Origin of the sequence: Sorangium sp. So ce1335 (assembly GCF_051521615.1) — a bacterium.
Lineage (GTDB): Bacteria > Myxococcota_A > Polyangia > Polyangiales > Polyangiaceae > Sorangium.
Window position 1 is genome coordinate 2552990 of the sequence record NZ_CP150363.1, and the last position, 26609, is coordinate 2579598.

Sequence of the window (26609 nt, forward strand, 5' to 3'; positions counted from 1 at the left end):
GCTATCCGCCCCCGAACGACCGCACCAGCCGGATCCCCATGGTGAGCCGCGGGACGCCGGGCCGGTTGCCGAAGCGCGCCGCCGACCGGCTCAGCTCGAGCGGGCTGCTCCAGGCGCCGCCGCGGACGGCCCGGTACTCGGGGTCGTCCGCGGCCGCCGGCTCGATGCGCAGGCGGCCGTCGACGACGGCGGGGCCCTCGCTCCGCCAGACGTTGATGCACCAGTCCCGCGAGTTGCCGGCCAGGCCGCGGACCCCGTACGGGCTCTCGTCGGCGGGGTAGCTGTCCACGGGCAAGCGCGCCGGCTGCCCCGCGTGGCTCTCGAGCGCGCAGGCGAAGGTCGCGTCGGCGTGGTCGCCCCAGGGGAAGAACCGGCCGTCCGCGCCGCGCGCCGCCTTCTCGCGCTCGACCTCGTCGGGCAGCCGCCACGGCTGGCCCCGGCGCGCGGCGTACCAGCGCGCGTACGCCATGGCCGCGGCCCAGTCGACGAGCACCACCGGCTGGTCCGGCTCGAAGGGGCACCCCCAGTCGTCCACCGCCAGCGCGAAGCGCCCGCCGTCGGTCCGGGTGAACGCGCGCCGATCGCCGGCCCGGTCCGCCATCCCGAGCTGGGCCCCCGGGCAGGCCGCCATCGCCTCGGCCTCCCGGCCCGCGGCGACGAGCTCGTTCAGGAAGACGAGGTACTCGGTGTTCGTCACCGGAAACCGGCGGATCACGAACGCATCGACCCAGACCCGCCGCGCCGGCAGGCCGTCGGCCGCGCCCGGGTCGCCGCCGATCCAGGCGAGGCCCGCGGGCACGTAGACGTCGCCGGGGTCGAGCTCGCCCGCGGCCGGCAGCGCGATCGGGGTCGGGTCGCGCTCGCCCGGCGCGCAGCCGTCCCAGTGCGCGCCGCGCTCGATGAGCAGCGGGTAGAGCACCTCGGCCCGGCCCGGGGCCCGGATGCGCAGCCGGTAGCGCCCCCGGGCGAGGGGCGCGGCGCGGATCGGCGTCACGCCGAGCGGGCCCTGGTCCTCGGGCACGAGGCGGCGGCTCTTCACGGCGAAGCGCTCGACCCGCACCTCGGCGCCGGGCGGATCGGTGACGAGCGTGAGCGCGCCCTCGCCGCGGAGCAGCGCCGCGTACCGGCCCCGGTCGTGGGCGCGGAGCTGCGCCTCGAAGCGCGCCGCGTCGGCGTCGCGGTGCGCGAGCTCGGCGGCGACGAGGCGCTCGCGGTAGTGGTCGGCGAGCGCTGCGTGGGCCTCGGAGAGCTCGGGATCCACGGTGAGGGCGCCGTGGACCGCCTCCAGCCACTCGGCCTCGCGGAGCGCCGCGCCCACCTCGAGGTGCGCCGCCGCGTCCTCGCGCTCCCAGGCCGGCTGCTTGCGCTCCTCGGGGTCGAAGGGGCGGACGCCGGAGAGGAGCGCCTGCGCCTCGGCGCGCATGCGCCCGGCGGCGGCGCGGAGCCCCTCGATCTCGGGGCCGATCGCGCGCGCCCGGTCGAGCACGGCGAGCGCCTGCTCGCGGCGTCGGGCGCCGTCGAGCCATGTCACGACGTCGCGGGTGAGCGCGCCCGCGTCCGGGTACCGCTCGGCGATCGCGCGGCGCATCGCGCGCTCGCAGATCGCGGCGAGCTCGGCGGGGACGGGGAGGCGCGCGACCTCGAGGACGGGCGGCGGCGGCCCGGCGAGGACCTGCCGCAGCACGGCGAGGGCGCTGTCGCCGTCGTAAGGCGCGCGGCCCGAGAGCAGCACGTAGAGGATCGCGCCGAGCGCGTAGACGTCGCTCTCGGGGCCGTGCAGGTCGCGCTCCCCGCGGGCCTGCTCGGGCGGCATGAACGAGGGCGTGCCGAGCACGTCGCCGTGCTGCGTGAGCTGGGGGGACGCGCCCTCGAGGGCGCCGCCGCTGGAAGGCGAGGGCGCGCCGCGGCTGGAGGGCGCGCCGCCGGCGGAGGGCGCGCCGCCGGCGGAGGGCGCGCCGCCGGCGGAGGGCGCGCCGCGGCTGGAGGGCGCGCCGCGGCTGGAGGGCGCGCCGCCGGCGGAGGGCGCGCTGCGGCTGGAGGGCGCGCCGCGGCTGGAGGGCGCGCCGCCGGCGCGGCGTCCGAGGCCCCAGTCCATCACAAGCACCTCGCCGAACTCGCCGACCATCACGTTCTCGGGCTTGAGGTCGCGGTGCACGACGCCGCGGCTGTGCGCGTAGGCGACCGCCTGGCCGAGGCGCGCGAAGGCGTCGATGAGGCGGCGGAAGGTCCAGCCCGAGGGGGTCTCCCGGAAGCCGTCGGGCCCCGCGGACGCGTGTAGCTCGCCGAGCACCTCGCCGAGCGTGCGGCCGCGCACCTCGCGCATCGTGAACCAGAGCCGCCCGTCCTCGAACTCGCCCAGATCGTGCACCGCGACGATGCCCGGGTGCTGGAGGTCGGCGGTGAGCTTCGCCTCGGCCAGGAAGCGGGCCCGGCCCTCCGGCGTCCGCGTGAAGCGCGCCCGGAGGACCTTCATCGCGAGGACGCGATCGAGCACCGTGTCGTGCACGCGCCGCACCTCGCCGAACGAGCCGCCCGCGATCAGCCCGAGGTCGCGGTAGCGCGCCGGAAGCGGCGGCTCCTGCGCGGCGGCCGGGCCCGCCGCGGCGCGCGGCGGCGTGGCATCGCCGCCCCGCGCGTCCGCGCGGCCCGCCTGGCGCGCGCGGGCGCGATCGATGAGCTCCGTCGCGGGCAGCTTGGCGCACGTGCGCGTCGCGTCGGCGAGCGACGGGCGCTCCTCGTCCTCGCGCCCCCCGCGCAGCTCGCCCTCGCGCCCTTCGCGCAGCTCGTCCTCGCGTTGCTCGCGCTCGTCGCTCGGGGCCTTGCCCGTGGGCTCGTTCGATGGGGTCAACGTCGTCCTCGCATCGTCCTCGCGTCGTTGTGGCGCGGCGGAGGCCGATGGTAAATTACGCAGGCGCCATGGGGGCACTGAAGCGGGCCGGATCCGACGGCACGATCACGCTGGGCTCCCGGTGCCTGGTCGGCCGGCACGCCGGGTGCGACCTGCGCCTCGACGATCCGCGGATCTCGGGCGAGCACGCGGGCCTGCGCTGGGTCGACCGCGCCTGGGAGCTCCGCGACCTCGGCAGCAAGAACGGCACGTTCATCGGCGATCGGCGGCTCGCTCCGGGCGAGCGCGTCCGCCTCGGCGAGGGGGACGGGTTCACGGTCGGCGGCCCGGAGCACGCCTTCACGCTCGTCGACGGCTCCCCGCCGGCGGCGAGCGCGCGCAGCGCCAGGGATGGCCGGGTGCGCGTCGCCTCGGGCGGGCTGCTGGTCCTGCCCGACGAGGAGCACCCGCGGGCGAGCGTCGTCGAGTGCGGCGGCTGGCAGCTCGAGACCGAGGAGGGCGCGCGGCCCGTGCTCGATCGGGAGGTCGTCGTCGTCGACGGCGAGGGCTGGGTGCTGGATCTGCCGAGCTCCGCGGCCGCGACGGTGGACGCGGAGGGCGCCGGTCCTCTGCTGGAGACGATCGCGATGCGCTTCGGCGTGACGCGCGACGAGGAGCACGTCGAGGTGGCGGTCGTCCACCGCGGCAAGCTCACGAAGGTGCCGCCGCGCACGTATCATTACCTCTTGCTGACGCTGGCGAGGCGGCGGCTCGCCGACCGGGGCGCGTCCGCGGCCGAGCAGGGCTGGATCGAGAGCGATGCGCTCTGCAGGATGCTGGCGACCGATCCTCCGAAGCTCAACGTCGATATCTTCCGGGCGCGCAAGCAGCTCGCGGCGCTGGGGATCCTCGGCGCCGCGGGGGTGATCGCGAGGCGGCCGGGGACGGGGATGATCCGGATCGGCGTGGAGCAGCTCGAGGTGGTGACGATCTGAAGGAGCTCCCGCCCTCGGTCTGGCCTCTTCGACGACGTGGACGAGAGACGTGAGCCGTGAGACCCAGAGAGGGCAGAGTCTGTATCAGATCGGCTGATAGAGCTGGATCAGGTTCCCGCAGGTGTCCGAGAGCACCGCGATCATCACCGGGCCCATCGGCGTCGGCTCCTGCGTGAACGCGACCTGCTTCTCCTTGAGGCGCGCGAACTCGGCCTTGAGGTCCGTCACCTCGAACGCGGTGAGCGGGATCCCCTGCGCGAACAGCGCCTGCTGGTACGTCTTCGCCGCCGGGTTGGCGTTCGGCTCCAGAACAAGCTCGATGTCGTCGGGGCCCTCCGGCGAGACCACGGTGATCCATCGATACTCCCCGACAGGGAAGTCGTGCTTCTTCTTGAAGCCGAGCACCTCCGTGTAGAACTTGAGCGCTCGCTCCTGGTCCTCGACAATGATGCTGTTGAGCTTGATCCTCATCGACAATCGCCTCGCGGGTGGATGGTTCGAGGCCGACTCTGCCAGGAACGCCCCGGTCAGGCTTCTCGAAAACTGCGAAACGCACCCGGCGGCAACCGCCCCATCAGGGTGAGACACCCTGGGACGAGCTCCCACGGGAGCCTCCCCGGCACCTGGACCAGCGCGCGGACGCGCCGCTGGTACGCCGACGGCGGCACGCCGATCCGCTGCGCGAACTGCGCGCTGAAGCTGCCGAGGCTCGAGAACCCGACCTCCATGCACACGTCGGTCACCGAGTGGTTCCCGGCCGCCAGGAGCTGCTTGGCCAGATCGAGGCGCCGCCGGATGCGGTACTGGTGCGGGGTCACGCCGAACACCGCCTCGAACTGCCGGATGAAGTGATAGGGCGAGATCGCCACCTGCCGCGCGACGTCCTCGATCGACAGGCGCGACTCGCGCACCTCGGAGAGCAGATCCCGCGCCCGGCAGAGGTTCCTCAGCGCCACGTGTCCCAGCAGCATCGCCTGGAACCACGATAGAGCCCCGCGGCGGCTGGCTCAAGCCACCCTGCCGGAAGGGGCGCGCGCAGCGGGGCCCGACCCAGGTTGGGCCAGCCATCCTGCGCGGGCGGCGCGGGCGGCGCGGGCGGCTCGCGCGCCGCTGGCGCGGTGCTCGCGCCTTGTGAGCCCCGCGCCCCGGGGCGTTATGATCGTCCCCCCATGGACACCGCTTCCTTCCTCGACCCGATCGAGCCGCTGACGCACCACGACCGCGTCCGCCGCGCCGTGGAGCTGGGCCGCGCCGCCGCGGGCGGCGACGCCGACGCCGCGGCCCTCCTCGGCGCGCTCTCGGGCAGCGCGCAGCCGTACGAGCGCCTCCTCGCGCTCGTGAGCGTGTACGGCTCGGGAGACGGCGCGCGCGTCGTGGAGGCCCTCTCGGACCCCTCCCGCGTCGTGCGGCGGCGGGCGTGCGGCATGGTCGCCCGCTTCTGCGACGACGCGCAGGCGCAGGAGGCGCTCGGGGCCATCGTCGAGCGGCGCTCCCTCCGGCGCGCGGTGGGCGACCTCGCCGACCGGAGGCGGCAGGGCGTCGTGGACGCCTTCCTCGGCGCGCGCATGAAGCAGGGGCGCGACCCGAGGTTCGTGGACCTGCTCCCGTTCGGCTCCGAGCCGCTCCTGTCGGCGCACCGGCGCGACATCGACGAGGCAGGCGGCCCGCTCTGCCTCGCGCGGCTCGGCGACAAGCACCCCGAGGTCGCGGCGCGCTGGTTCGGGGAGGCGATAGCGCGCTCCCGCTCGCTCGACGCCCGCCACCGCTACCGCCTCGCGCCGCTCCTCGTCCCGCTCGCCCGGCGCGCCCCCGACGCCGCGCTGCGGCTGCTCCGCGCCCTCTTCGAGCTCGGCGAGGAGCCCTCGTTCGTTCAGGGCTCCCTCCGCGTGCTGGCCGTGGCGCGCCCGGCCGCCACGTTCGACCTCCTCAAGGCCCGCCACGAGAGCGGCCGCCCCGCGCGGCCGCCCGGCGCCTTCGCTGTCGTGCGCTTCGACAAGGGCGCGCCCGCCCTCGGCGCCGAGCGCCTCGAGTTCCTCATCCGCCACGCCTGGGGCGCGCTGGGCGACGGCAAGCGGGGCCCGCGGTGGTTCCTGCGCCTCGGCTCCGACGACCAGAAGGCCGTCCTGCGGGCCTTCCTCCTCGGCGGGCGCGGGGGCTTCGGCGCGTTCCTGTTCCGCTACGTGAGCGCCGACTCGGCCGAGGAGCAGGCGATCCGGGCGCAGGCCTTCGAGCGCTGGTCCTGCGCTGCCCAGGCCCCCGACGGCACGATCGCGCCCGATGTGCTCGAGGTCCTGCCCCGCGACCTGCGCGAGCGCGAGGCGCGACGGCACCTGTTCAGCTGCCCCTCGCTCGTCTCCAAGCCCGATCGGCGGATGAGCTACGCGCGCCTCCTCTCGTTCGCCGAGGCCAGGGACGTGCTCGCGCCGCTCCTCGGGCACCCGGAGGGCGACGAGCGGGCGAAGGCGCAGGGGCTGCTCCTCGCGACCGTCACGCACGACAGGGGGGCGCTCGCGGACGCCCTCGCGCACGTGCGCGCCCGCAAGTTCGAGCAGGATCCGGTGCGGCGCGCGATGCTCGCGGCGCTCGCCGCGCTGCCGGTCGCCCGGTTCGGGCCGGAGCACCTGGAGGCGGTGAGCGCCGTCGCGCAGGACGCGCTCGACGCCGCGGATCTCTCCCAGGCCACGGCCTCGGCCATGGAGCGCCTCGTGGTCCGGCTGTTCCGCGTCGACGGCGCGTGGGGCGCCCGCTGGCTCGCGAAGATCCTCGCCGTGCGCGGCTCGGTCTCGACCGCGGGGCTCGGGGACGGGCTGACGAGGGCCGAGGCCGAGCGGCTCACCCCGGCGCTCGCGCAGCTCGCGGACGCATGGTCCACGAAGGAGCGGGCCGGGGCGGTGCTCCTGCTCGCGCAGAGCCTCGGTGTCCGCCTCAAGGTGGTGCCGGCGCTGCTGGAGGCGCTGGAGCGGCTCTCCCGCGAGCTCCCGTTCGCCGGCGTCGCGGCCGCGGCGCTGGGCCTGCTGCGCGTCCACGATCGGCCGCGGTTCGCCCGGCTCGTGCCCGCGCTCCTGCGCGAGGACACGAGCTTCGTCCTCCTCGGCGCCGTCGCCCGACACGTGAGCCTCAAGCGCCAGGATCTGCTCGAGCCGCTGCTCGAGGGCCGGCCCATGACCGGCAGGTTCGCGACGGGCCGGACGCGCTGGGTGATCGACTTCGGCGCGGGCCACGGCCGCTGGACGGCGCGGCAGCAGGAGCGGTACGCGGCCGCCCTGCGCGCGCTGCTCGGGGACGAGACGTGCGACGTCCCGACGCTGCGGTTCGCCATCGCCACGCTGGTCCGGCTCGCGTACGCCGACGCGTCGGCGATCACCCCGTTCGCCGCGGATCCGCGGCCGCCGCTGCGCGAGATGGCCGTCCGGGGCCTGCCGTGGCTCGACGCCGGCCAGGGCGTGCCGGTCCTCATCGAGTGCCTGGGCGACGATCGCGCGCGCTGGGCGATCTACGCGCTCCGGAAGGCGTTCGCCGAGATGACCCGGGAGCGGGTGCTCGCGGAGCTCCGGGCGGTGCCGACCACGAAGGTGACCGTCGCCAAGGAGGTCGTGCGCCTGCTCGGCGAGCTTGGCGGCGACGAGGCGTACCGGGACCTCTTGCGGCTGGACGCCCCGAAGACCCACCGCGACGTGCGGATCGCGCTGCTCCGGGCGCTCTGGGACCACCTCGACCGGCCCGAGACATGGGACGTCTTCGGCCGCGCCGTGCAGGATCGCGACTGGATCGTCGCCTCGAAGCTCGCGGACATCCCGCTCGGCAGGCTGTCGACCGAGGCCGAGCAGCGCGTCGTGGGCCTGCTCGCCGCCATCCTCGGGCGGCCGGAGCCGGAAGCGCGGCTGGACCTGCTCCGGCGCGCCGCGCACCTGCCGCTGCGCGACGAGCAGCGCGCGCTCTTCCAGCGGCTGCTCGGGCACATGGACGCGCCAGCGCCGGAGGAGGCGGCCGAGGCGCTGGCGGCCGTGCTCGCCAGGATGCAGCCGGGGGAGGTCGCGGCCGTCGTCCGGCGCCTCGGGGAGCTCTCGCCGAAGCGCCGCCACCTCGTGGCGTTCCTGCCCGTGCTCCACGCGCGGCTCGGCGCCTACGCCGCGCGGCACCACCTGGCCGTGGGCGAGGGGCTCCTCGCCGCGCTGAAGGCGGACGCGCTCGTCGTGCCGCAGTACCTCGGGCTTGCGGAGCGCCTCCTCCCGTGGCGCGAGCTCGCGCAGGCGTTCGCCGAGCTCGGCGACCGGGACCTCCTGCACCACGACGCGATGGTCGCGGCGATGTCCGCGGTGCGGGCCTGCGTGCACCCGTCGCTCCTCGAGGAGCAGCTGCGGGAGAAGCGCGACCCGCGGCTGCGCCGGCTCGCGCTGGAGGCGCTCGTGCAGGCGGCGTCGCCGAAGAACGGGTGGACGGCGGAGCGCCGCGCGCTGCTGGTCGAGCGCTACCAGAAGGACCCGTCGCCCGCCGTTGCGGGGCCGGCGTCGTTCGTCGCGCCGCCGTGAGCGCGGCGGGCGGGGGGGCGAGCGGTGTCGTACGTGACAAGGCTCGATTGCCGCGTTCCAGCCCGTCCTCCTTCAGAGCGGGAACAAATGCATCGGACTGTGACCGGGACGCGAACGACGTGTGCACGTTATTGGCTGTCGCGATGGCGTCGTGCTACGCGCCGACGCGAGAGCTCTGATGAACTGACGGTGCACCGGCCTGCCGTGCCCGGTACGGGGGTGAACCGCCACGTTACGTGTCGCGGACCGAAGCGCCAGGGACGCGATTGGCGTCAAGTGGCGGGTCTGAGCTATTGGTCGGCGGAGTCGCTCGGGTAGCCATTCGATTCCGGCCGCTGTCCCGGGGCGCTCGCGCGTGCGCCTTCCACGTGGCGCAGGCAGGCTTCTCGGTCGGTTCGCGCCGTGGACTCATCCACGCCAAGGATCTCTATCCTTCGATCGATTGGCATGCAGTAGGTGGTCGCGGTCCACAGCCTCGGGTCGTCAACGCCGTGGAGCGGCTCGAGGTCGGTCCACACACTCACCACCTTTCCGGACTCGATGACCGTTCCGCCGGACGCGGTGGCGATGCGCTCGCCATCGGGGCTGAAGGCTACGGCGAGGACCGTGGATTCGGAGCCGGGCAGGACCAGGGGCTCGCCCGTGCCGTCAACATTGCATACCCGCACCGTGCTATCGTCGGACACTGTAGCGATGCGCTTGCCATCATGGCTGAACGCCATGGCGATGACCAAGGAATCGGAGCCGGGCAGGACGCGGGGTTCACCCGTGCTGTCGGTATCCCACACCCTCACCGTACTGTCAGCGGACGCGGTGGCGATGCGCCTGCCATCGGGGCTGAACGCAATGGCGGAGCTGCAGCCGGGCAGGACCATGGGCTCGCCCATGCCGTCGGCCTCCCATATCCGCACCGTACAGTCAATGGACACGGTGGCGATGCGCTTGCCGTCGGGGCTGAACGCATGCTTCTCACCCCGAAGCACCATGGGCTCTCCCGTAGCATCCGCGTTTCTCACCTGTACGGCGAGGTCGCCCGCAATCATGGACTCGATGATGGAGTGGATGGCGATGCGCTTACCGTCGGGGCTGAACGTCGCCTCCGACAAGAACGCGTCAGTAGGACTCCGAAGGATGAGGGGCTCGCCATTGCCGTAGATCTTCCATATCCGCACCGTCTTGTCATCGGACGCGGTGACAACGCGCTTGCCATCAGGGCTGAACGCCGCCGACAAGACCGAATTTGTGTGACCCCGAAGTACCAGCGGCTCGCCGTTGCCGTCGGCATTCCACACCCGCGCTGTATTGTCATGGGACGCAGTGACGATCCGTTTGCCATCAGGGCTGAACGCCGCCGACCGGACCGCACCCTCGTGCCCTCGAAGTACCAGCGGCTCGCCGTTGCCGTCGACATTCCAGACCCGCGCTGTGTTGTCAGCGGACGCGGTGACGATGCGCGCGCCGTCAGGGCTGAACGCCGCCGACCAGACTACATCCGTGTGACCCCGAAGTGCCGCTGGCTCGCCGTCGACGTCGGCATCCCACACCCGCGCCGCCTTGTCACCGGACGCGATGAGAATGCGCTTGCCGTCAGGGCTGAACACCGCCGACCGGACCGCACCTTCGTGACCCCGAAGGACCAGTGGCTCGCCGTTGCCGCTGGCATTCCATACCCGCGCTGTGTTGTCATCGGACGCGGTGACGATCCGTTTGCCGTCAGGGCCGAACGTCGCTGAATGGACCGATTTTTCGTGACCTCGAAGTATCAGTGGCTTGCCCTTGCCATCGGCGTTCCACACCCGCACTGTGTTGTCATCGGACGCGGTGACGATCCGCTTGCCGTCAGGGCCGAACGCCGCTGAACGGACCCACTTCTCGTGACCTCGAAGTATCAGTGGCTTGCCCTTGCCGTCGGCATGCCATACCCGCGCAGTATTGCCACCCGATGTGGTGAGGATGCGCTTGCCGTCAGGGCTGAACGCCGCCGATAAAACCCCCTCATGGTCACGAAGTACCAGTGACTTGCCGGTGCCGTCGGCATTCCATACCCGCGCGGGCTTGTCCCATGACACAGTGACGATGCGCTTGCCGTCGGGGCTGAACGCCGCCGACAAGAATCTATCCTCATGGCCTCGAAGTGCGAGTGGCTCGCCTGCGCCGTCGGCATTCCACACCTGTGCAGTATTGTCAAACGATGTGGTGACGATGCGCTTGCCGTCAGGGCTGAACGCCGCCGACAAGAATCTATCCCCGTGGCCTCGAAGTACGAGTGGCTCGCCTGTGCCGTCGGCATTCCACACCCGTGCAGTATTGTCAAACGATGTGGTGAGGATGCGCTTGCCGTCGGGACTGAACGCCGCCGAGTAGACCATCTCCTTGTGGCCCCGAAGAACCAGTGGCTCACCTGTGCCGTCGGCATTCCACACCCGTGCAGTATTGTCTTTGGACGCAGTGACAATGCGCTTGCCATCAGGGCTATAACTCGCATCCAAGACGGAGTCCGGATGGCTGAACATCGCGCGAGCGACACCGCCGTACAAGGCCGAGCGGGCGAGGCTGGCCCACCCTCGCGGCGTGCCGGGCGGCTCGACTTCGCGCAAGATCGCGAGCGCTGTAGTAGGATCGGCTTGATGCTCGCGCGCCGTGGCCATACGGGTGGCGTTGCGCGCTTTCGAGGCACCGGTCTGCGCGCGAGCCGCCTCCTGGTCCGCGCGCGTCGCCTGCTGCTCGGCGCGCGTGGCCTGCTGGTCGGCGCGAACTGCCAGGTACGACACCATGACGGCGATCGCCGTGAGCGCCGCGATCGCGCCCGTGACTAGCCGCCTGCGAAGGCGGCGCGCGCGCTCGGCGAACGTCACGACGGCGAGCAGATAGCGCTCTTCGCGCTTGCCGAGCCCGATGCGCCACTCGGCGCCCTGCACAGCGCGGCGGCGCTCGTGCCAGGCCCGGGCGTCCTCCGCGGTGCGATCGCGCCAGAGCAACCCATCGGCCTGACCGCTTGCCTCCCACTGGTGGGCCGCGGCGTGCAGTCGGGACAGGAACTGTGCGTCCTGCTGGCCCTCGTCCAGCCACTGCCTGAGCTTGGCCCACCGGTCGATCAAGGATTCGTGGACCAGCTCCACGGTCGTGCCCTCGCGCTCATCACCGGGCTCGATGAGCACGAGCCGCGCGCTCGCCAGGTGCTGGACCACGCGCGCGATCCCGTCGTCGGCGCGGTCATCGCCGTCCTGTGCGAGCTCGCAGAGCTCGTCCAGGCTTACCACCGCGCGCGTACGCTCGGGCGTGACCAGGCGCAAGAACACCGCGCGCGCCAGCCGCTGCTCCCGCGTCGGCAGCGCCGAGATCACCGCGTCCGCATGGGCGGACAGGGCACCGGCCACGCCGCCGAGCTGTTCATAACTCTGTCGTGTCAGGAGTCGGCGCTCGCGATCCCGCGCCTCCCACAGCTTCGTCGCCGTGAATTGCAAGAGCGGCAAGGGGCTGCGCGTGCTCTCCAGGATGCGGAGCATGTCCTCGACCATCTCTCCAGTCTCGAAGCGATGTCCGGCCGCCTCGAGCGGCCGCATCAAGGCCTCGCGCTGGCCTTCGCGCCCCATCGGCGGGAGGAGCCAAAGCCCGCGGGGCACGTCGTTGATGAATCTGCGGTCCTCGGTCATGCGATCGAGGAAGTCCGAGCGGATGGCGAGCAGGACGCGCAGGGGCGACGAGGCGTCGTCGGCCGCGCCTTCCAGACAGGCGAGGAACGCCGCTCGCTCCTTGGGCGCGGCGCCGAGCGTATAAAGCTCCTCGAGCTGATCGATGAAGAGCAGGACGCGATGCCGCGTTCCCTCATGGCGACAGCGCGCGCGCAGCGCCGCGCCCAGGCAGCCCGGTTGAGTGCGCAATGCGGCCACGAGCCGGTCGTGACCGGAGAGCTCGGGCGGGCTCGCCGTCGCGACAGCCGTCATGGACGCCGGCTCGCTGACCTGCTCGAGCACATCGGCGAGCGCGGAGAGCGGACGGCGCCCCGGGCGCAGGATGAACGCTTCCCAGCGGTCCTCAGCGCGCCTCAAGGCCGGAATCACGCCTGCCCGCACGAACGACGACTTGCCCGCCCCGGAGGGGCCGACGATGGCCAGGAGCGGCTGGTTGCGCAGCCGCGCCGTGATGGCGGCGACGTCGCGATCGCGGCCGAAGAAGCGCGCGGCGTCCGCCTCCTGGAAGGCGGACAGGCCGGCGAACGGGCTCTCGTCGTCGCCGAGCTCGAGCGGCTTTCGGCTGGGCAGGAGCGCCTCGAGCTCGGCGAGCAGCTCCCTGGCCGAGCCGATGCGCTCGTCTTTGCTCTTCTTCAAGCAACGGTCTACGAGCGCGCCAAGCGCGCCCAGCTCCGGGCGGCGCTCGCTCAGGCTGGGCATGGGAACATCGAAGTCAGCGATGTCCGGGAGCCGTGCGAGCCGGAACGGGTGCAGCGGGTGCTTGCCTGTGAGTAGCTCGTACAGCATGACGCCAACGGCCCAGAGGTCGGCGCGATGATCGACGCCCCCGCCCAGCAGCTGCTCGGGCGACATGTACCGGGGCGTGCCGAGGAGCGCACTTTTCCGACGCTGGCCAGCGCCTCTGGCGAGGGCCGCCCGCGCGCCGGCGGTCGTCGCGACCCTTCTGGCCTCCATCTGCTTGGCGATGCCGAAATCCAGCACCTTGGTGCCTCCGGCGTCATCGAGCATGATGTTCTCCGGCTTGAGATCGCGGTGCACGATTCCGAGCTCATGCGCGCAGGCCAGCGCGCGAACGACGGGAATCATGAGCTCGATCACGACGCCGGACACCGGCGGGCCCGGCGGCGTGCGGGGGCCGGGCGACTCGGTCATGCTCTGGCGCTCGCGCTGAATCATCCATTTACGCAGCGTGGAACCCTTGATGTACTCGAGTACGAGGTACGGGTATCCGCGAATCTCGTCCACGTCGTAGATGACCACGATGTTCTCGTGCCGGCAGCGCGCCGTGGCCCGCGCCTCGGCGAGAAACCGCTCGATCCCGCGCCCGCTGTATCTGAGGAGGAGCTTGAGCGCGACCAGGCGGCCAAGCCGCGGGTCGCGGGCCAGGTACACGATCCCCATACCGCCCTGGCCCAGCTTGCGGATGATCTCGTAATGCTTGATCGTGCTGCCGGCACCCGGAGGGATGGCGTCGAGCATGCGCTCCGCCGACGTCGCCGCCGCCGCCAGCGGCGCTGGCATGGGCCCATGTCCTCGTTCGCCGGGCGCCGGCTCGCCCGCGGCCTGGGTGAGAGGGACGGGGGCAAGCGTGAGCGTGCGCGCGAGCTCGTCGATAGGAGCGGCAGAAGATCCGGACAAGCCCATGGTTTCGGGCTGTCGCGAGCTCCGGGGCGCCGCGTCCCGGTTCCGCTCTTCCCGCGCGTCCTGGCGATCACCTCCGCTCTCCTCTGTTTTGCCTGTTTCGCTCGGCGCGTCTGGCTTGATGAGGTCCTCCCGGCGGAGCCCGTCCACCTGGCAGGTGTTGAGCTCGCGCAAGAGGTCGTCCGCCGTGACGGCCCGTGCCGCGACATCCTCGCTGGTCGCGCGCCGCAAGATGTCGCCGAGCGGATGCTCGAGCAGCGCGGCAGGGATCCGGGCCGACCCGCGATTCTCCCGCTGAGCTCCCCCTGCCTCCAGCGGGGTGCTGCAGCCCGCGCGCCTGCCCGTGAGGCACTCGAGAAACATGCGGCCCCAGGCGTACAGGTCCGAGGGCGCCGTCGGTGGGAAGCCCCGGAGCTGCTCCGGCGCTGCGTAAGCTCGAGGGCCCGGGCGCACCTCGCTGCCGCGCGCGAGCGCGCTGTTCTGGTCCGCGCGCGCGCTCGCGGCGAACGCGCCAAAGCCGAAGTCGAGCACCAGCGCGTTCCGCCGCGGCCCCGCGGGCGCCACCATCACGTGGGTCGGCCTGAGGTCCCCATGGACGACGCCATGCCGGTGCGCGCAGCCCAGCGCATCCAGGACCTGCAGCATCAGGCGCCGCGCTTCCTGTGGATCGAGCGCGCCCTGCTCGGCCAGCAGCTCGGCCAAGCTCCTCCCGGGCACCAGATCGAAGACAGCATACACGCGCTCGTCATCCGCACGCCCGAACTCGATGAGCCGGACGATGCTCGGATGCTGGAGATGCGCGCAGACGCGCATCGCTCTCAAGAAAACCATGCCGCGGCGCCGCACCAGGTCTTCCGGGCCTCCGTCGGGGGCGAGGCGCACCACCTTGAGGACGATCAGCTGCCCGCTCGCGAGCTGCCGCCCTTCGTAGATGTCGGCGATGCTGCCCTCCCGAAGCAACGAGACGATCTCGTAGCGGCTCTGGAACACCGTTCCTGGAATGAGCGTCTCCCGAACCATCGCAGCCGTTCCCGTCACTGCCACATCGCACGGCAGCGTCGGGCGGACGGCCCGCATCTCAGGATCCATGCGGCGACCCCGATGGTCGAGCCCGCCCTGCGCCTGCCGCGCCTTACGCCCGACGGGAGAGCTCGACGACGTGGCCGCCCGATGCTCGGGCGTCAGCCTTGCTGCCTCCAGCGTCCTTCATGGAGCATCCCTGCTCATCGTCCAACGGCGTGTCTTTCCGCCAGCGCTCTCGTGGTCGCGCGCTGCGCCGGGCGGGCGCGGTAGCTCGGCGCTGCGAGCTCAGGTCAGGTGGCAGGAGGCGGACGAACCGATCGTCACTGGCAGGGGCTCTCGCCGATCGCCGCGAGGCACGCGTCCGGGTCGCCGAGCTCGAGCGCGCGGCCGACGTGGAGCAGCCGGCAGGCGAGCGTGTCGCCCCCCTCCTCGGCGCTCGCGACGGAGTAGCCGGAGTCGCGGGCCGCGCCCGGCAGCAAGGTGCACTCGGACTCGCACGAGGCCGGGTCCGGGAACGACTCGCCGAGGAACCCCTCGCACGCCGCGCTGAGCAGCATGCAGTACGACTCGCAGTTGCCCGTCAGGCCCGTCTCCGGCTCGTCGGCGGACCCGCAATGGCCGTCGCCGCCCGGCCCCGCGTGCGGGCAGTGGGTGCTCGGCGCCAGCATCGCGCTGTACGCGTGGTACTTGCGGCAACCCACGGTGTTCTCGCTCCGGTCCTCCACGGCCCCGGGCGGGAGCGCGGCGCAGACGGCGAGGCACTGCTCCTCGGACTCGTAGACAGCGAGCTCGCCCGCGCACGACGTCATCACGGCCTGGCAGAAGCTCTCGCAGTCCGGCGCCGTCCCTTCCGGCTCCACGCACGGCTCCACCGGCATCAGGCTCGAGTGACGGCAGTGCTCGTCCGGGTCCACGGTCGCCGAGCTCACGTGCACGAGGCGGCACTGCAGCGTGTCGCCCTCGTGGTTCTCGATGACGTCGAATTTCCCGGCGTCCGTGAGCCCCGCGCACATGGCGACGCACTCCTCCTGCGTGTCGAGCTCGGCCGAGCACGCGCCGGCCCGCAGCGCGCAGTAAGCCTCGCAGTCGCTGCCGCAGACGCCGGCGCCGCCAGGGCCCGCCGGCGGACAGTGCACGGCGACCTCGCCCGTGCGCCCGGCGAGCTCCGCCTGGTGGGCGCGGCAGGCCACCGTGTTGTCCACCGGCTCCAGCGGATCGCCCGGCTCCAGCAGCGCGCACACGCCGTGGCACGTCGCCTCCGTGGTGTAGGCCTGGTGCTCGCCGGTGCAGTTCTCCATCACGGCGGTGCAGTACGCCGCGCACTGCTCGCTCACCTCGGGAAGCTCCGGGTCCGGGTCCGGCTCCTGCTGCCCCGGATCGACGTAGGTGCGGTCCTCGATGCCCGCCCGATCCACGGCGCGGCGGCCAGCGGGGCGAGGAGGAACAGCGGCAGGAGCCCTGTCATGCGCCTCATTGGAACGTACCTCCCACGCGCAGCCCGACGCTCTGCCCGTCCAGCATCGCCCCCACCTGGACGCTCGATTCCTGCCTCGGCGCGACGACGAAGTACAGGACGGCGCCGCCGATCACGGCGGCCGCCCCGAGCCCGAACGCGATGTTCGAGGCGGTGGCGGCGCCGCTGGCCTCGTCGGTCAGCGTGACGCCGAGCGGGTCCTCGCACGTGGCGCCGCCCTGGCAGTAGCCCTCCGCCTCGCTGTTCTTCGAGATGGCCCTCACGCCGAAGAACGTCCCGACGCCGAGCCCGACGACGCCGGCGCCGCCGACGACGAGGCCGATCAGCCGTGTGGTGTCGCCCCCCCCTGAGGCCGCCGGCGCCACGGCGCCGCGCGCGGGCGCGGGGCGCTCCTCGGCGGCGGTGGTGGTGGGCGGCGGGTCGGCGGCCGGCGCGATCGACGCCGCTTCGAGCGGCTTGAGCGGCGGCACCTTCACGTTCGCCGCGGTGCCCGCGGCCCCGAGCTTCACGGTCTTCTTCCAGGTCTCGTGGCCCGGGGCGCTCGCCTCGATCGCGATCTCGCCCGGGTCCCTCGGGATGGCGATGCCGAACAGCGGGCGATCGAGGGGCTTGCCGGCGACGCTCACCGAGAACCCCTCGACGGCCACCGCCTCCGGCGCGACCTCGATGGTCAGCTTCGACAGGCCCGGCTCGAGCCGGTCGGCCCTCGCCTGCGCCTTGCGGGCGCGCTCGGTCTGCCCTGCGGCCCGCGACTCCGACATGGCCTGCCGGAACGTCGCCCACGCGCTCGCCGTGCGGCCGGTCTTCTCGTAACACTCCGCCAGGTAGAGGAGCGTGCCTATGCCCGGATCGATGCGGTGGCTCTGCTCGAGCCGCGGGCACGCCTCCTCGTTGCGGCCCTGCCTCATCAGATCGAGCGCCGCGTCGAAGAGCGCCTCCGCCGTGGCCTTGTCGGCGGCGCTCGGCTGCGCCCACGCGGGGAGCGCCCCGGAGATCAACGCCGCGCACAGCCCCAGGCCGACGCGGCGTGCGATGCATGCCTGATGACGTTTCATTCGTCTCGTCTTCTCCTCCAAGCAGGCCACGACAGGGCCCGAGTGAGCGGCGTGGCGCGCGCCTCGCTCAGCGCCGCCCGCCGAAGTCGCTGATCTCGTTGTCCCGGCGCGGCTCCTGGCGCGGGGGCGTGGCGGGCTGCGGGGGCGCGGCGGGCTGCGGGCGCGCGGCGGGCTGCGGGCGCGTGGCGGGCTGCGCCGCCGGGCTCGCCGACGCGGCCGGCGGCGGCGCGCTCGCGCTCGGGGCCGCGGGCGACGCAGCCTCGCTCGGGGCCGCGGGCGAGGCGGCCTCACTCGGGGCCGCGGGCGACGCAGCCTCGCTCGGGGCCGCGGGCGAGGCGGCTGACGCGGGCGTCGGGGCGACGGGCGCTGCTCCGGGCTTCGCGTCCTGCTCCGCGGCCGCGGGGGGCGCCGCCGCCGCCGCGGACGTCGTGGGCTGCTCGCCGCCGCCCTCGGGCCCGGAGCGCAGGAAGAGCACGGCGCCGAGCGAGAGCGCGGCCACGGTGGCGCCGGCGACGACGGCCACGCCGACGATCGCGCCCTTGCGCCCGGCGCGCGGCGGCTGGCCCGTGTTGCTCCACGAGTTGACCGTGGGGCCCGTCTCCGCGGCCGCCGCGGGGTAGGGCCCGCCGTGCGGCGCGGACGGGCGCGCTCCGGCGGCCAGGGCGCCTCCGTTCGTCCCGCCGGGCGGCATCGACACGCTTGCTCCGGGCGGCGCGGTGGCCCCGGGGGCCTGGAGGTACGGCGCGGAGAGGCGCGCCCCGGTGGGATGGACGCCCCCGGGCGGCAGGCTGGGCCGGCTGATCGGCGGCGCGCCGGAGGCGTCCGGGAGCCCGAGCACGCGGCGCGCCCGCTCGGCGTGCACATAGGCCGCGGGGGGCCCGAACGCGAACAGCGCGGACGCCAGATCGCCGACGTTCTTCCACCGCTGCTCGCGCTCCTTGGCGAGGCAGTGCATCACCACCGCGTCGAGGTCGGGCGGGACGTCGGGGCGGAGCTGGGCGACCGTGAAGGGCGATTCGAAGAGCAGCGAGGAGAAGAGCTGAGGAACGGAGTCGCCGTTGTACGGAGTCCGCCCGGTCAGCATCTCGTAGAGGATGACGCCGAGAGCCCAGATGTCGGTGCGGGCGTCGACGTCCCTCGCCGAGCGCACCTGCTCGGGAGACATGTAGAGCGGCGATCCGAGGAGGGCCGCTGTCTTCGTCAGGGACAGCTCGTCTCGCGAGATGCCGAGCAGCGATTTGGAGATGCCGAAATCGAGGACCTTGATGATCCGCCCGCCGTCGGGCCGCCGCGCCAGGAACAGGTTGGCCGGCTTGAGATCGCGGTGGACGATGCCGGCGGCGTGCGCCTCGGCCATCGCCTCGATCGCCTGGAGCATGTACCCGACGGACTCCACCACGGGCATCGGGCCCCGCGCGCGGATCTCGTCCGCGAGGTTGTTCCCGTCCAGGAACTCCATCACCATGTAGGGCATCCCGGCCTGCAGCGAGCCGACGTCGAGCACGCGCGCCACGTGCTCGCTCTTGATCCGGGCCAGCGCCCGCGCCTCGCGCCGGAACCGCTCCGCAGGGTCGCCCTCCACGCTGCCGTCGCCCCGCGAGTGCAGGAACTTCATCGCGACGCGCTGATCGAGCTCCAGGTGCCACGCGGCGACGATCGTGCCCATCGCACCTGCGCCCACGATCTGCTCCACGCGGTACTTGCCCGCCAGCACATCGCCCACCGCAACGGGAGCCGCCGCCATGGCCCCTAGGCTAGCCGAGATCCCGGGGCGCACCTACTTCGGAGAGCGCTCCCTGCGATCGGGACGAAAAAGTAGCCGAGGATTTTTCTACCAGGATCGAACTGTGTCGCTGGACACAAGGGGGGGCGCGCCTGGCGCCGGTGTGGCGGAGGCTCAACGGGTCCTCCAGCGCGCCGTTGACGCAGCTGGCGCCGGTGTGGTGAGGGCTCACGGGTCCTCCAGCGCGATGCCGTCGACGCAGCGCCAGCGGTCCGTCTCGCCCTCCACGGCCCACAGCTCCAGCCGTTCTGCGGACCACGCCTCGCGGGCGAGCGCCAGCACGCGCGGGTCGGCGGCGAGCGCCTCCCGGCGCTCGGCCGGCAGGTCGCCGTACACGAGGCTCACGTGCGGGCGAAAGGGCGTCTCGGGCGCGCCGAGCGCGGCCGCGGCGGCGCGGCGCAGCGCGAGGAGCGGCTCGGCGGGCGCGACGTCGAGGAACACGCACTGGTGGTAGGCGCTGCCCGTGGCCGGGCCCCGCGCCTCGAGCGTGACGGGGGCGCGCGCGCCGCCGAGCCGGCGGAGCCCTGCGGCGAGATCGCCGCCGTCCCCGCGCAGCCCGCCGAGCAAGGTGAGGTGCGGCGCGAACGCCGGCCCGCCGGTCTCGCGGGCGAGCGCCTCGATGAGCCCCTGCAGCCGCGCGCGCGGCGCCCCGCCGGGGATCAGCCACAGCGCGAACGCTGTCTCCTGCGCCATCATCGTCATCCTCCCCTCGCGCCGCCGGGCCCCGCTGGCAAGCCGCCGCGTCAACGCGATGAAGCGGCGCAGGACGGGTCGTGCGCTGCGGCCGCCGCGCGACGGCGTTCCGAGCGCTACGCGCGCGCCGCGAGGCGCCGCTCGATGTGGCCTATCGCCGTCGCCACGCCGTCCTCGCCGCGGATCTTGCGGCCGAGCTCCGCGGCGCGCTGCTGCACGCCCGCGTCGGTCGCGGCGGCGTGGATCGCGGCCGCGAGCGACTCGGCGGTGAGGCGCGGCCGCGGGACGGCGCGCGGGCCGACGCCGAGCTCCTCGACGCGGCGCCCCCAGAAGAGCTGGTCGGCGAGGTGCGGGACGACGACCGCGGGCTTGCCCGCGCGCAGGCACGCCGCCACGGTGCCGGCGCCCCCGTGGATCACCGCCGCGGCGACCCGCGGATAGAGCCAGTCGTGCGGCGCTGCGTCGATGCGGAGGATCGCGTCGGGCAGCGCCATGTCGCCGAGCCCGGCCCAGCCCGAGAGCAGGACAGCGCGCCGGCCGCTCCGCACGACAGCGTCGACGAGGATGCGGGTCGTGGCGCCGGGATCGTGGGACGTCATGCTGCCGAAGCCGAGCGCGATCGGCGGCTCGCCCGCCGCGAGGAACCGCTCGAGGGCCTCGGGCGGCCGGTACCCCTCGCCCTCGTCGAGGAACCAGTAGCCCGTCGTGTGGAAGCACGGCGGCCAGTCCGGCGGGTGCGGGACGACGTGGGCGCTGTAGCCGTGGACGACGAGCGTGCGGCGCAGCGTCTCCAGGTACGCCCGCCGGTCCTGCGGCCGCAGGCCGAGCTGCCGCCGCAGGCGGTTCGTCACGCCGCCGTACCAGCGCCACACGGTCGGCTCGACGACGAGCTTGCCGGCGAGGAGGTTGAGCAGGCTGTCGCGGCGCGGGACGGGCGCCGCGAGCGCCGTGGGCCCGTGCCGCGTCGCCACGATCGAGGGCTGGAGCGGCATGCTGACCTGCACGGCGCCGGACGCCTCGGCGATGGAGGCCGCGTACGTGTCCGAGGTGAAGCTGCTCAGGATCAGCTCGGCGCCCTCGCACGCGCGCAGGGCGTCGCCGATCATCGCCTCGCCGAAGCGGTCGATGAGCCGCTGCAGGACGCGCGACTGGGCCATGGGGTTCGTGCCGCGCGACACCCACTCCTTGCCGAGGTCGCTCTCCATGATGTCGACAGAGTCGACGCTCGCCGCGATCGCCGTGAGCCCGTGCTGCTCGATCCAGCGCTGGAAATTCCTGCCGGCGAGGACGCGGACCGCGTGGCCGCGCGCCGCGAGCCCCTTGCCGAGCGCGATCGCGGGCTGGACGTCTCCCCGGCTGCCGATGGCGAGGACGGTGATCTTCATGGTATTTCTCGCGGTCGTGAATGCGGTGGGCGCGGGGGTCAGAGCGATTTCCAGGACGCCTCGCCCGACGGCAGCTTCGGCGGCTCGATCGACAGGATGTAGTCGACGCGGCGGTTGCGCGGCTCGTCGACCTGGTCGGCGGTCTTCACGATCGGCGACGACTCGCCGAGCCCCTCGTACGCGACGGGCAGCTTCAGGCCGCGGCCCTTGAACCACGCGGCGATGGAGCGGGCGCGCCGCCGCGAGAGCGCGAGGTTGTGCTCCGCGCTGCCCACGGTGTCCGTGTGGCCGACGATGAAGAGGGTGATCTTGCCGAGCTCGCGGGCCCTCTCGGCCACCTCGGAGATGCGCTTCAGGCTCGCCTCCAGCTTGGGCACCTCGGGCGCGCGGATGACATCGGAGTTCGTCTCGAACTGCACCTCCTCGTGGGGGATGCTCACGTTCCACGGGAGGATCGCGATCCCTGCCCAGTAGCCCTCGGTGTCGTGGCCGTACACCTCGATGCGCGCGACGGTCTCGTCGCTCGCGGGCGACCAGGTCACGACGAGCGGCGTGCCGGCGGCGGCCCCGCCGAACGGCTTCTCCTCCTCGGCGAGGACGGCGCCCGACTGGCCGAGGACCTTGATGCGCACCTTGCTGGCGGCGCGCGACAGCTTGACCTCGATCTGGCGGCCCTTGATGTCGACCTTCGAGCGATCGATGGTCACCTCCAGCGCAGGCCTGGCCTGGGCGCCCTGCGCGGGCGCGGGCGCGGCAGGGCCTTCTCCCCGCGCGGCGGCGGGGGAGAGCAGGGAGGCGGCGAGGAGCAGGGCCGGGAGATGGCGCATGGGGGCCTCGTCTCGGGGAGGGTGAGGGAAGTGAGGGAAGACACGGCGAGCATACCACCGGACGGCCGCGGCCACAGCGGCGCGTGCGGCGGTGGCGGGCGCGTGCGGGATCCCGTAGTGTCCGCGGGCGTCGAGAGGCCCTCCGGCGAGGATCACGGCGCTCCGGGGTACATGGCTGTTACCATTTTCGATCTCTTCAGGATCGGCATCGGGCCGAGCAGCTCGCACACCGTCGGTCCGATGCGCGCGGCGCGCATGTTCGCTGTGGATCTCGACGCGTCGGGGCTGCTCGGCCGCACGGCGGCGGTCAACGTGGAGCTGTTCGGCTCGCTCGGCGCGACGGGCCGCGGCCACGGCAGCGACAAGGCCGTGATCCTCGGGCTCATGGGCGAGACGCCGGACGGCGTGGACGTCGAGCGCGCGGGCGAGATCGTCGCGGGCGTGCGGCGGAGCGGCCGGCTTTCCCTGCTCTCCCGGCACGAGATCGCGTTCGAGGTGAAAGGGCACCTGGCGTTCCTGCACCGGAGTCTCCCGTTCCATCCGAACGGCATGCGCTTCACGGCGCTCGACAACGGAGGCGCGCCGCTGCGGGCGCGCGTGTATTACTCGGTGGGCGGCGGCTTCGTCGTGAACGAGGCGGCGGCGAAGGGCGAGAGTCCGATCGAGGAGGACAGGACGCCGCTGCCGTATCCGTTCCACAGCGCGGCGGAGCTGCTCGCCGTCTGCGCGGCGAGCGGCCTGTCGATAAGCCAGGTCATGCTCGAGAACGAGAAGGTCTTCCGCCCCGAGGCGGAGATCCGGGCGGGGCTCCTGCGGATCTGGGAGGTGATGCAGGCGTGCGTGCGGCGCGGCTTCCGGACAGAGGGCGTGTTGCCCGGCGGCCTCAAGGTGACGCGACGCGCCCCGGCCCTCTACCGAAAGCTCATCGAGAGCCCGGAGGCGGGCCTGCGCGACCCGCTGACGGCGATGGACTGGGTGAGCCTCTACGCGCTCGCCGTGAGCGAGGAGAACGCCGCCGGGGGCCGCGTCGTGACGGCGCCGACCAACGGCGCGGCGGGGATCATCCCGGCGGTCCTGCACTATTACCGTCGCTTCGTGCCGACGTCGACGGACGAGGGGGTGATCCGGTTCCTGCTGACGGCGGGCGCGATAGGCATTCTTTACAAGGAGAACGCGTCGATCAGCGGCGCGGAGGTGGGGTGTCAGGGCGAGGTGGGCTCTGCGTGCTCGATGGCCGCGGGGGCGCTCGCCGAGGGGCTGGGCGGCACGCCGGCGCAGGTGGAGAACGCGGCGGAGATCGCGATGGAGCACAACCTCGGGCTCACGTGCGACCCGGTGGGCGGGCTCGTCCAGGTGCCGTGCATCGAGCGCAACGCGATGGCCGCGATCAAGGCGATCAGCGCGGCGCGCATGGCGCTGCACGGCGACGGCGCGCACTTCGTGAGCCTCGACAAGGTGATCAAGACGATGCGCGACACGGGCGCGGACATGGAGTCGAAGTACAAGGAGACGGCGCGCGGGGGGCTGGCGGTGAACGTCGTCGAGGTGCCGCTGGAGGTCGGGGTCAACCTGCCGGAGTGCTAGAACAAGGATCCCCTTGATCGAGCGAGAACTGAACCGCCAAGGCGTCGAGGACGCCAAGAAGGAGACAATACCTTGGCGTCCTTGGCGCCTTGGCGGTTCGAAGCTCTGCTCGTTTCAGGCGGGTTCAACCCGTTTGTTGCTCTAAATAGCCGATCCCGAATCGGCAACGGGCGAGCTGACCACAGGCCGCAGGCTCGCGGACGACCCCGGGTACGGGGAGAGGGCCTCCAGGCAATCATCCACCTCCTCGACGAGTTGGTCGATGCTCGCGCACCGATGGTTGCGGGTGACGTTGTCGTGGACCTGCTTCCAGACACGTTCGATGCGGTTGTACTGGGGCGCATACGGCGGCAGGAAGTGCAGCACGAGCTTGCCTCCCGCGGCCTCGACGAATGCTCGGGTCTTCTTGCTCGTGTGGATGCCGAAGTTGTCGACGATGACGTGCAGCCGCCGGTAGCGCCGGTAGCGGCGCAGCAGCGTGGCCAGCGCCGCGATGAACAAGTCGCTGCTCTTGCGAGCGCCGAACGCCCACGTCAGCTTGCCCGAGCCGATCGTCAGCGCGCCAGCGACGTAGCGCTTCTGGTTGTTGCCGGGCGTGAGCACACGCTTCTGCCGACCGCGCCGCATCCAGTCGAGCCCGAGCCGCGGGTTGAGATCGACATCCATCTCGTCGACGTAGAACGCGATCTCGTCGCGGGGCAGGCTGCAGATCAGCTTGCGGATGGCTCCGATCCTGCGGCGCTCGCGCGCCTTCGGCCACGGGCAGCGGACGATGGGACGAGGGCGCTTGCGGCGCGCCCCCATCGCTCGCAGCAGCCGACCGATGTGGCCGACGCTCAGGCGCAGCCCGGTGTCGCGTTCGAGCTGGAGCGCCAGCAGCTCGCGCGTCCACGTCGGCCGTGCCCAGCCGAAGTCCTGCGGGCTCGCGTCGAGCAATTGCTCAAGCCGCCGCCGGTGCGCTGCAGAAACCTTGCGCTGACCGTTGTGCGCGCGATGGTCGCGTAGGCCCGCAAGCCCTTCGGCGAGGAAGCGCGAGCGGATCCGACTGATCGTCGAGCGAGCGACCTGGAGCTCCTCTGCGATGCGTGCCGGCGTCGCTCCGGCGTCCAATCTCAGCAGAACCAGGCAGCGGATTCGGTAAGCCCCATCCCGCGCTTTTCGGGCGCGCTGCTGAAGCACCCGCTTGTGACGGCAACGAAGCCGAAGAACATTCTCCCCATCGGCCTCTCCTCCTCGTGGTGGGTTCGTTCACAGCGGCCACGAGGGCACGGAGAGGCCGACCTGCAAGCTTTCCGTTCAAGCGCTTGGAATTGCTGGCGTTCCCGAATCAGGATCGGGAATTTAGCTCCACGCACCTCGAGCGCACGAACTGCTTCGCGCCGCCGGACGGTCCGCCAGGCTGGAGACGGGCGGTGACGCCATCGCTGTTGCTGCAATTGTTCATATCGTGCGCCGCTTTCTTGCGCGCGGCGGCGCCGCGCACCGCCGTGCGCCGGCGTCCAGGTGATATGGTGCGCGCCATGAAAGCGCATTCCTTGGGCGGATCTCTTGCACTGCTCACGCTGACGGCGGCGCTTGCCGCCGGTTGCTCTGGATCTTCTGACGACGGGGGCACCGGCGGTGCAACGAGCTCGGGCGGGCCGTCGAGCACGAGCGGCTCGGCGGGCGGCGACGCGGGCAGCAGCAGCTCGAGCACCAGCGGCTCCGGCGGGACCAGCGACAGCACCAGCGGCGCGAGCACCAGCGCCAGCTCCGCGGCAGGAACGGGCGGCGGCGGGGCGGGAGGCAGCGGCAGCGCGAGCAGCAGCAGCAGCGGCACCGGCGGCACGACGAACCCGGGGTCCGGGCTCGGCTCCGGCGCCATGGAGGGCTCCGGCACGTCGAGCGAGCGGTACGAGACGGGCCTCGTCTCGCGCGACGGCACGCCGTACGTGCTCATCACCAACGGCTGGGGCCCCGGCTTCGGCAGCCACACCGTCTCGTGGGAAGGCACGTCGTTCACGGTCGAGAGCATGAGCGGCTCGGCCGGGTCGATGGGGCAGCCCGCCTCGTACCCGACCGTCTTCTGCGGCCGCTACTCGGTGATGGAGGTGCCGGACTGCGGCTTGCCGGCGCCCAGCCGATCCATCACCAGCCTGCGCACCGGCTGGCGCTGGGCCAAGAACGGCAACGAGGGCGAGTACAACGCCGCGTACGACATCTGGATGGGCAACGGCACGCGGCTCCAGGGCTACCTCATGGTGTGGCTGCGCGATCCGCCGAGCTATCAGCCCGCCGGGCAGCCGAACCCCGCGCACCAGGGCGTGACGGTCGCGAACGTCCCCGGCACGTGGAACATCTGGAACGGCATGGTGAACGGCCTGCCGATCGTGAACTGGGTGCGCGCCGAGGGGAACGACAGCTACGAGATCGAGTTCGACGTGATGGACTTCGTGCGCGACGCGGAGACGCGCGGCCTCAGCGTGCCCGGCGACCAGGTGAACGCGGTCGCCGTCGGGTTCGAGATCTGGGAGGGGCCGATCACGAACCTGCAGAGCCTCGATTTCTACGTCGACGTGAACTGAGAGATCTCAAGAAGCGGATCGCCTCCATCGATATAAAGGCGGCCCCCCTTGACCAGGGCCCTCCGAATACGTTGCATGGCGACGCGCCCGGCCTCCGGGTGACGGCCGTCGAGCGCGCCGACCCGGATGGCAAAGGCGATGTCGTACGGCCTTTCCCCCTCCGCCAGCTCGAAGTCCTCGATCGCTACATGACGAAAGCTCAAACGGCCAGCGGCCAGCTCGGCTCCTGATCCCGCCATGGCCTGCGCGACCGCCCTGGCCGAGCGGTCGATCGCCAGGACATGCCCCTCGCCGATTCGCCTGGCGACGGCGCGCGCCGCGACGCCAGGGCCGCAGCCGATTTCCAGGACACGAAGCCCTGGCCTCAACGGTAGCGCTTCCACGATCGCTGCGAGTCTGGGCGATAGATCACGGGGCATTCGGCCTGCCTTCGAGCACGTCGCGGGAAGCTAGATGACTTGCCTGACGCCCCGCCGTCAAGCTGCGGGTGCCGGAGGCGATCGGCAGCCCTACGGGCGGGCGAGCCGCGCCATCGGA

Annotated in this window: 17 protein-coding genes; 4 read left to right on the forward strand and 13 right to left on the reverse strand. The window is 72.6% G+C overall.

Going from position 1 to position 26609, the window contains the following annotated elements:
• Position 1 precedes the first annotated feature (1 nt).
• Entirely contained in the window at positions 2 to 2848 is a 2847-nt protein-coding gene (locus WMF24_RS09540; RefSeq protein WP_437736064.1) for an SUMF1/EgtB/PvdO family nonheme iron enzyme, read from the reverse strand.
• Positions 2849 to 2916: 68 nt separating this feature from the next.
• Here WMF24_RS09540 and WMF24_RS09545 point away from each other — a divergent pair, with 68 nt between their 5' ends.
• A complete protein-coding gene (locus WMF24_RS09545; RefSeq protein ID WP_437736065.1) occupies positions 2917 to 3822 on the forward strand; it encodes an FHA domain-containing protein in 906 nt (301 codons plus the stop codon).
• Positions 3823 to 3906: 84 nt separating this feature from the next.
• Here WMF24_RS09545 and WMF24_RS09550 read toward each other — a convergent pair whose 3' ends face one another.
• A complete protein-coding gene (locus WMF24_RS09550; protein WP_437736066.1) occupies positions 3907 to 4293 on the reverse strand; it encodes a VOC family protein in 387 nt (128 codons plus the stop codon).
• Between the two features lie 56 nt (positions 4294 to 4349).
• Positions 4350 to 4793 (reverse strand): helix-turn-helix transcriptional regulator, encoded by a 444-nt coding sequence (locus WMF24_RS09555; protein WP_437736067.1) that lies wholly within the window; start codon positions 4791 to 4793, stop codon positions 4350 to 4352.
• Positions 4794 to 4991: 198 nt separating this feature from the next.
• Between WMF24_RS09555 and WMF24_RS09560 the strand changes: the two genes are divergently transcribed.
• Positions 4992 to 8351: a HEAT repeat domain-containing protein gene (locus WMF24_RS09560; protein WP_437736068.1), complete on the forward strand. Its 3360-nt coding sequence runs from the start codon at positions 4992 to 4994 to the stop codon at positions 8349 to 8351.
• Between the two features lie 290 nt (positions 8352 to 8641).
• Here the strand turns inward: WMF24_RS09560 and WMF24_RS09565 are convergent, their stop codons facing one another.
• The 7 genes from WMF24_RS09565 to WMF24_RS09595 all read right to left on the reverse strand — a co-directional run bounded on the left by WMF24_RS09565 (position 8642) and on the right by WMF24_RS09595 (position 21924).
• Positions 8642 to 14773 carry an nSTAND1 domain-containing NTPase gene (locus tag WMF24_RS09565; protein WP_437736069.1) on the reverse strand — a complete coding sequence of 2044 codons (6132 nt, stop codon included), beginning with the start codon at positions 14771 to 14773 and terminating at the stop codon, positions 8642 to 8644.
• Positions 14774 to 15027: 254 nt separating this feature from the next.
• Positions 15028 to 16122 carry a hypothetical protein gene (locus WMF24_RS09570; protein ID WP_437736070.1) on the reverse strand — a complete coding sequence of 365 codons (1095 nt, stop codon included), beginning with the start codon at positions 16120 to 16122 and terminating at the stop codon, positions 15028 to 15030.
• A 55-nt stretch (positions 16123 to 16177) separates the two neighbouring features.
• Entirely contained in the window at positions 16178 to 17236 is a 1059-nt protein-coding gene (locus tag WMF24_RS09575) for a tetratricopeptide repeat protein (RefSeq protein ID WP_437736071.1), read from the reverse strand.
• A gap of 67 nt (positions 17237 to 17303) precedes the next feature.
• Positions 17304 to 18980 (reverse strand): protein kinase domain-containing protein, encoded by a 1677-nt coding sequence (locus tag WMF24_RS09580; protein ID WP_437736072.1) that lies wholly within the window; start codon positions 18978 to 18980, stop codon positions 17304 to 17306.
• A gap of 207 nt (positions 18981 to 19187) precedes the next feature.
• Positions 19188 to 19715 (reverse strand): 2'-5' RNA ligase family protein, encoded by a 528-nt coding sequence (locus WMF24_RS09585; RefSeq protein ID WP_437736073.1) that lies wholly within the window; start codon positions 19713 to 19715, stop codon positions 19188 to 19190.
• Between the two features lie 113 nt (positions 19716 to 19828).
• Complete coding sequence (locus WMF24_RS09590; RefSeq protein WP_437736074.1) at positions 19829 to 21097, reverse strand: glycosyltransferase; 1269 nt, start codon at positions 21095 to 21097, stop codon at positions 19829 to 19831.
• A gap of 38 nt (positions 21098 to 21135) precedes the next feature.
• Complete coding sequence (locus tag WMF24_RS09595; RefSeq protein ID WP_437736075.1) at positions 21136 to 21924, reverse strand: OmpA family protein; 789 nt, start codon at positions 21922 to 21924, stop codon at positions 21136 to 21138.
• Between the two features lie 171 nt (positions 21925 to 22095).
• On the opposite strand from WMF24_RS09595, the gene WMF24_RS09600 reads away from it, so the two are divergent.
• The gene (locus WMF24_RS09600) at positions 22096 to 23508 is read left to right on the forward strand and encodes an L-serine ammonia-lyase (protein ID WP_437736076.1); all 1413 of its coding nucleotides are present in this window, start codon (positions 22096 to 22098) and stop codon (positions 23506 to 23508) included.
• Between the two features lie 141 nt (positions 23509 to 23649).
• Here the strand turns inward: WMF24_RS09600 and WMF24_RS09605 are convergent, their stop codons facing one another.
• On the reverse strand, positions 23650 to 24687 hold the full coding sequence (locus WMF24_RS09605) for an IS630 family transposase (RefSeq protein ID WP_437731810.1): 1038 nt from the start codon (positions 24685 to 24687) through the stop codon (positions 23650 to 23652).
• A gap of 148 nt (positions 24688 to 24835) precedes the next feature.
• Complete coding sequence (locus tag WMF24_RS09610; protein WP_437736077.1) at positions 24836 to 25372, reverse strand: hypothetical protein; 537 nt, start codon at positions 25370 to 25372, stop codon at positions 24836 to 24838.
• On the opposite strand from WMF24_RS09610, the gene WMF24_RS09615 reads away from it, so the two are divergent.
• Positions 25371 to 26072 carry a GH12 family glycosyl hydrolase domain-containing protein gene (locus WMF24_RS09615; protein WP_437736078.1) on the forward strand — a complete coding sequence of 234 codons (702 nt, stop codon included), beginning with the start codon at positions 25371 to 25373 and terminating at the stop codon, positions 26070 to 26072. The genes WMF24_RS09610 and WMF24_RS09615 overlap by 2 nt on opposite strands.
• Here the strand turns inward: WMF24_RS09615 and WMF24_RS09620 are convergent.
• Positions 26054 to 26491 (reverse strand): SAM-dependent methyltransferase, encoded by a 438-nt coding sequence (locus WMF24_RS09620; RefSeq protein WP_437736079.1) that lies wholly within the window; start codon positions 26489 to 26491, stop codon positions 26054 to 26056. The genes WMF24_RS09615 and WMF24_RS09620 overlap by 19 nt on opposite strands.
• Positions 26492 to 26609: the final 118 nt, after the last annotated feature.

Excerpts from the sequence above, each read along its gene's own strand:
- WMF24_RS09545 (WP_437736065.1), top strand. The coding sequence starts at position 2,917 with ATGGGGGCACTGAAGCGGGCCGGATCCGACGGCACGATCACGCTGGGC.
- WMF24_RS09550 (WP_437736066.1), bottom strand. The coding sequence starts at position 4,293 with ATGAGGATCAAGCTCAACAGCATCATTGTCGAGGACCAGGAGCGAGCG.
- WMF24_RS09555 (WP_437736067.1), bottom strand. The coding sequence starts at position 4,793 with ATGCTGCTGGGACACGTGGCGCTGAGGAACCTCTGCCGGGCGCGGGAT.
- WMF24_RS09560 (WP_437736068.1), top strand. The coding sequence starts at position 4,992 with ATGGACACCGCTTCCTTCCTCGACCCGATCGAGCCGCTGACGCACCAC.
- WMF24_RS09565 (WP_437736069.1), bottom strand. The coding sequence starts at position 14,773 with ATGGATCCTGAGATGCGGGCCGTCCGCCCGACGCTGCCGTGCGATGTG.
- WMF24_RS09575 (WP_437736071.1), bottom strand. The coding sequence starts at position 17,236 with ATGAAACGTCATCAGGCATGCATCGCACGCCGCGTCGGCCTGGGGCTG.
- WMF24_RS09580 (WP_437736072.1), bottom strand. The coding sequence starts at position 18,980 with ATGGCGGCGGCTCCCGTTGCGGTGGGCGATGTGCTGGCGGGCAAGTAC.
- WMF24_RS09585 (WP_437736073.1), bottom strand. The coding sequence starts at position 19,715 with ATGATGGCGCAGGAGACAGCGTTCGCGCTGTGGCTGATCCCCGGCGGG.
- WMF24_RS09590 (WP_437736074.1), bottom strand. The coding sequence starts at position 21,097 with ATGAAGATCACCGTCCTCGCCATCGGCAGCCGGGGAGACGTCCAGCCC.
- WMF24_RS09595 (WP_437736075.1), bottom strand. The coding sequence starts at position 21,924 with ATGCGCCATCTCCCGGCCCTGCTCCTCGCCGCCTCCCTGCTCTCCCCC.
- WMF24_RS09600 (WP_437736076.1), top strand. The coding sequence starts at position 22,096 with ATGGCTGTTACCATTTTCGATCTCTTCAGGATCGGCATCGGGCCGAGC.
- WMF24_RS09615 (WP_437736078.1), top strand. The coding sequence starts at position 25,371 with ATGGAGGGCTCCGGCACGTCGAGCGAGCGGTACGAGACGGGCCTCGTC.
- WMF24_RS09610 (WP_437736077.1), bottom strand. The coding sequence starts at position 25,372 with ATGGCGCCGGAGCCGAGCCCGGACCCCGGGTTCGTCGTGCCGCCGGTG.
- WMF24_RS09620 (WP_437736079.1), bottom strand. The coding sequence starts at position 26,491 with ATGCCCCGTGATCTATCGCCCAGACTCGCAGCGATCGTGGAAGCGCTA.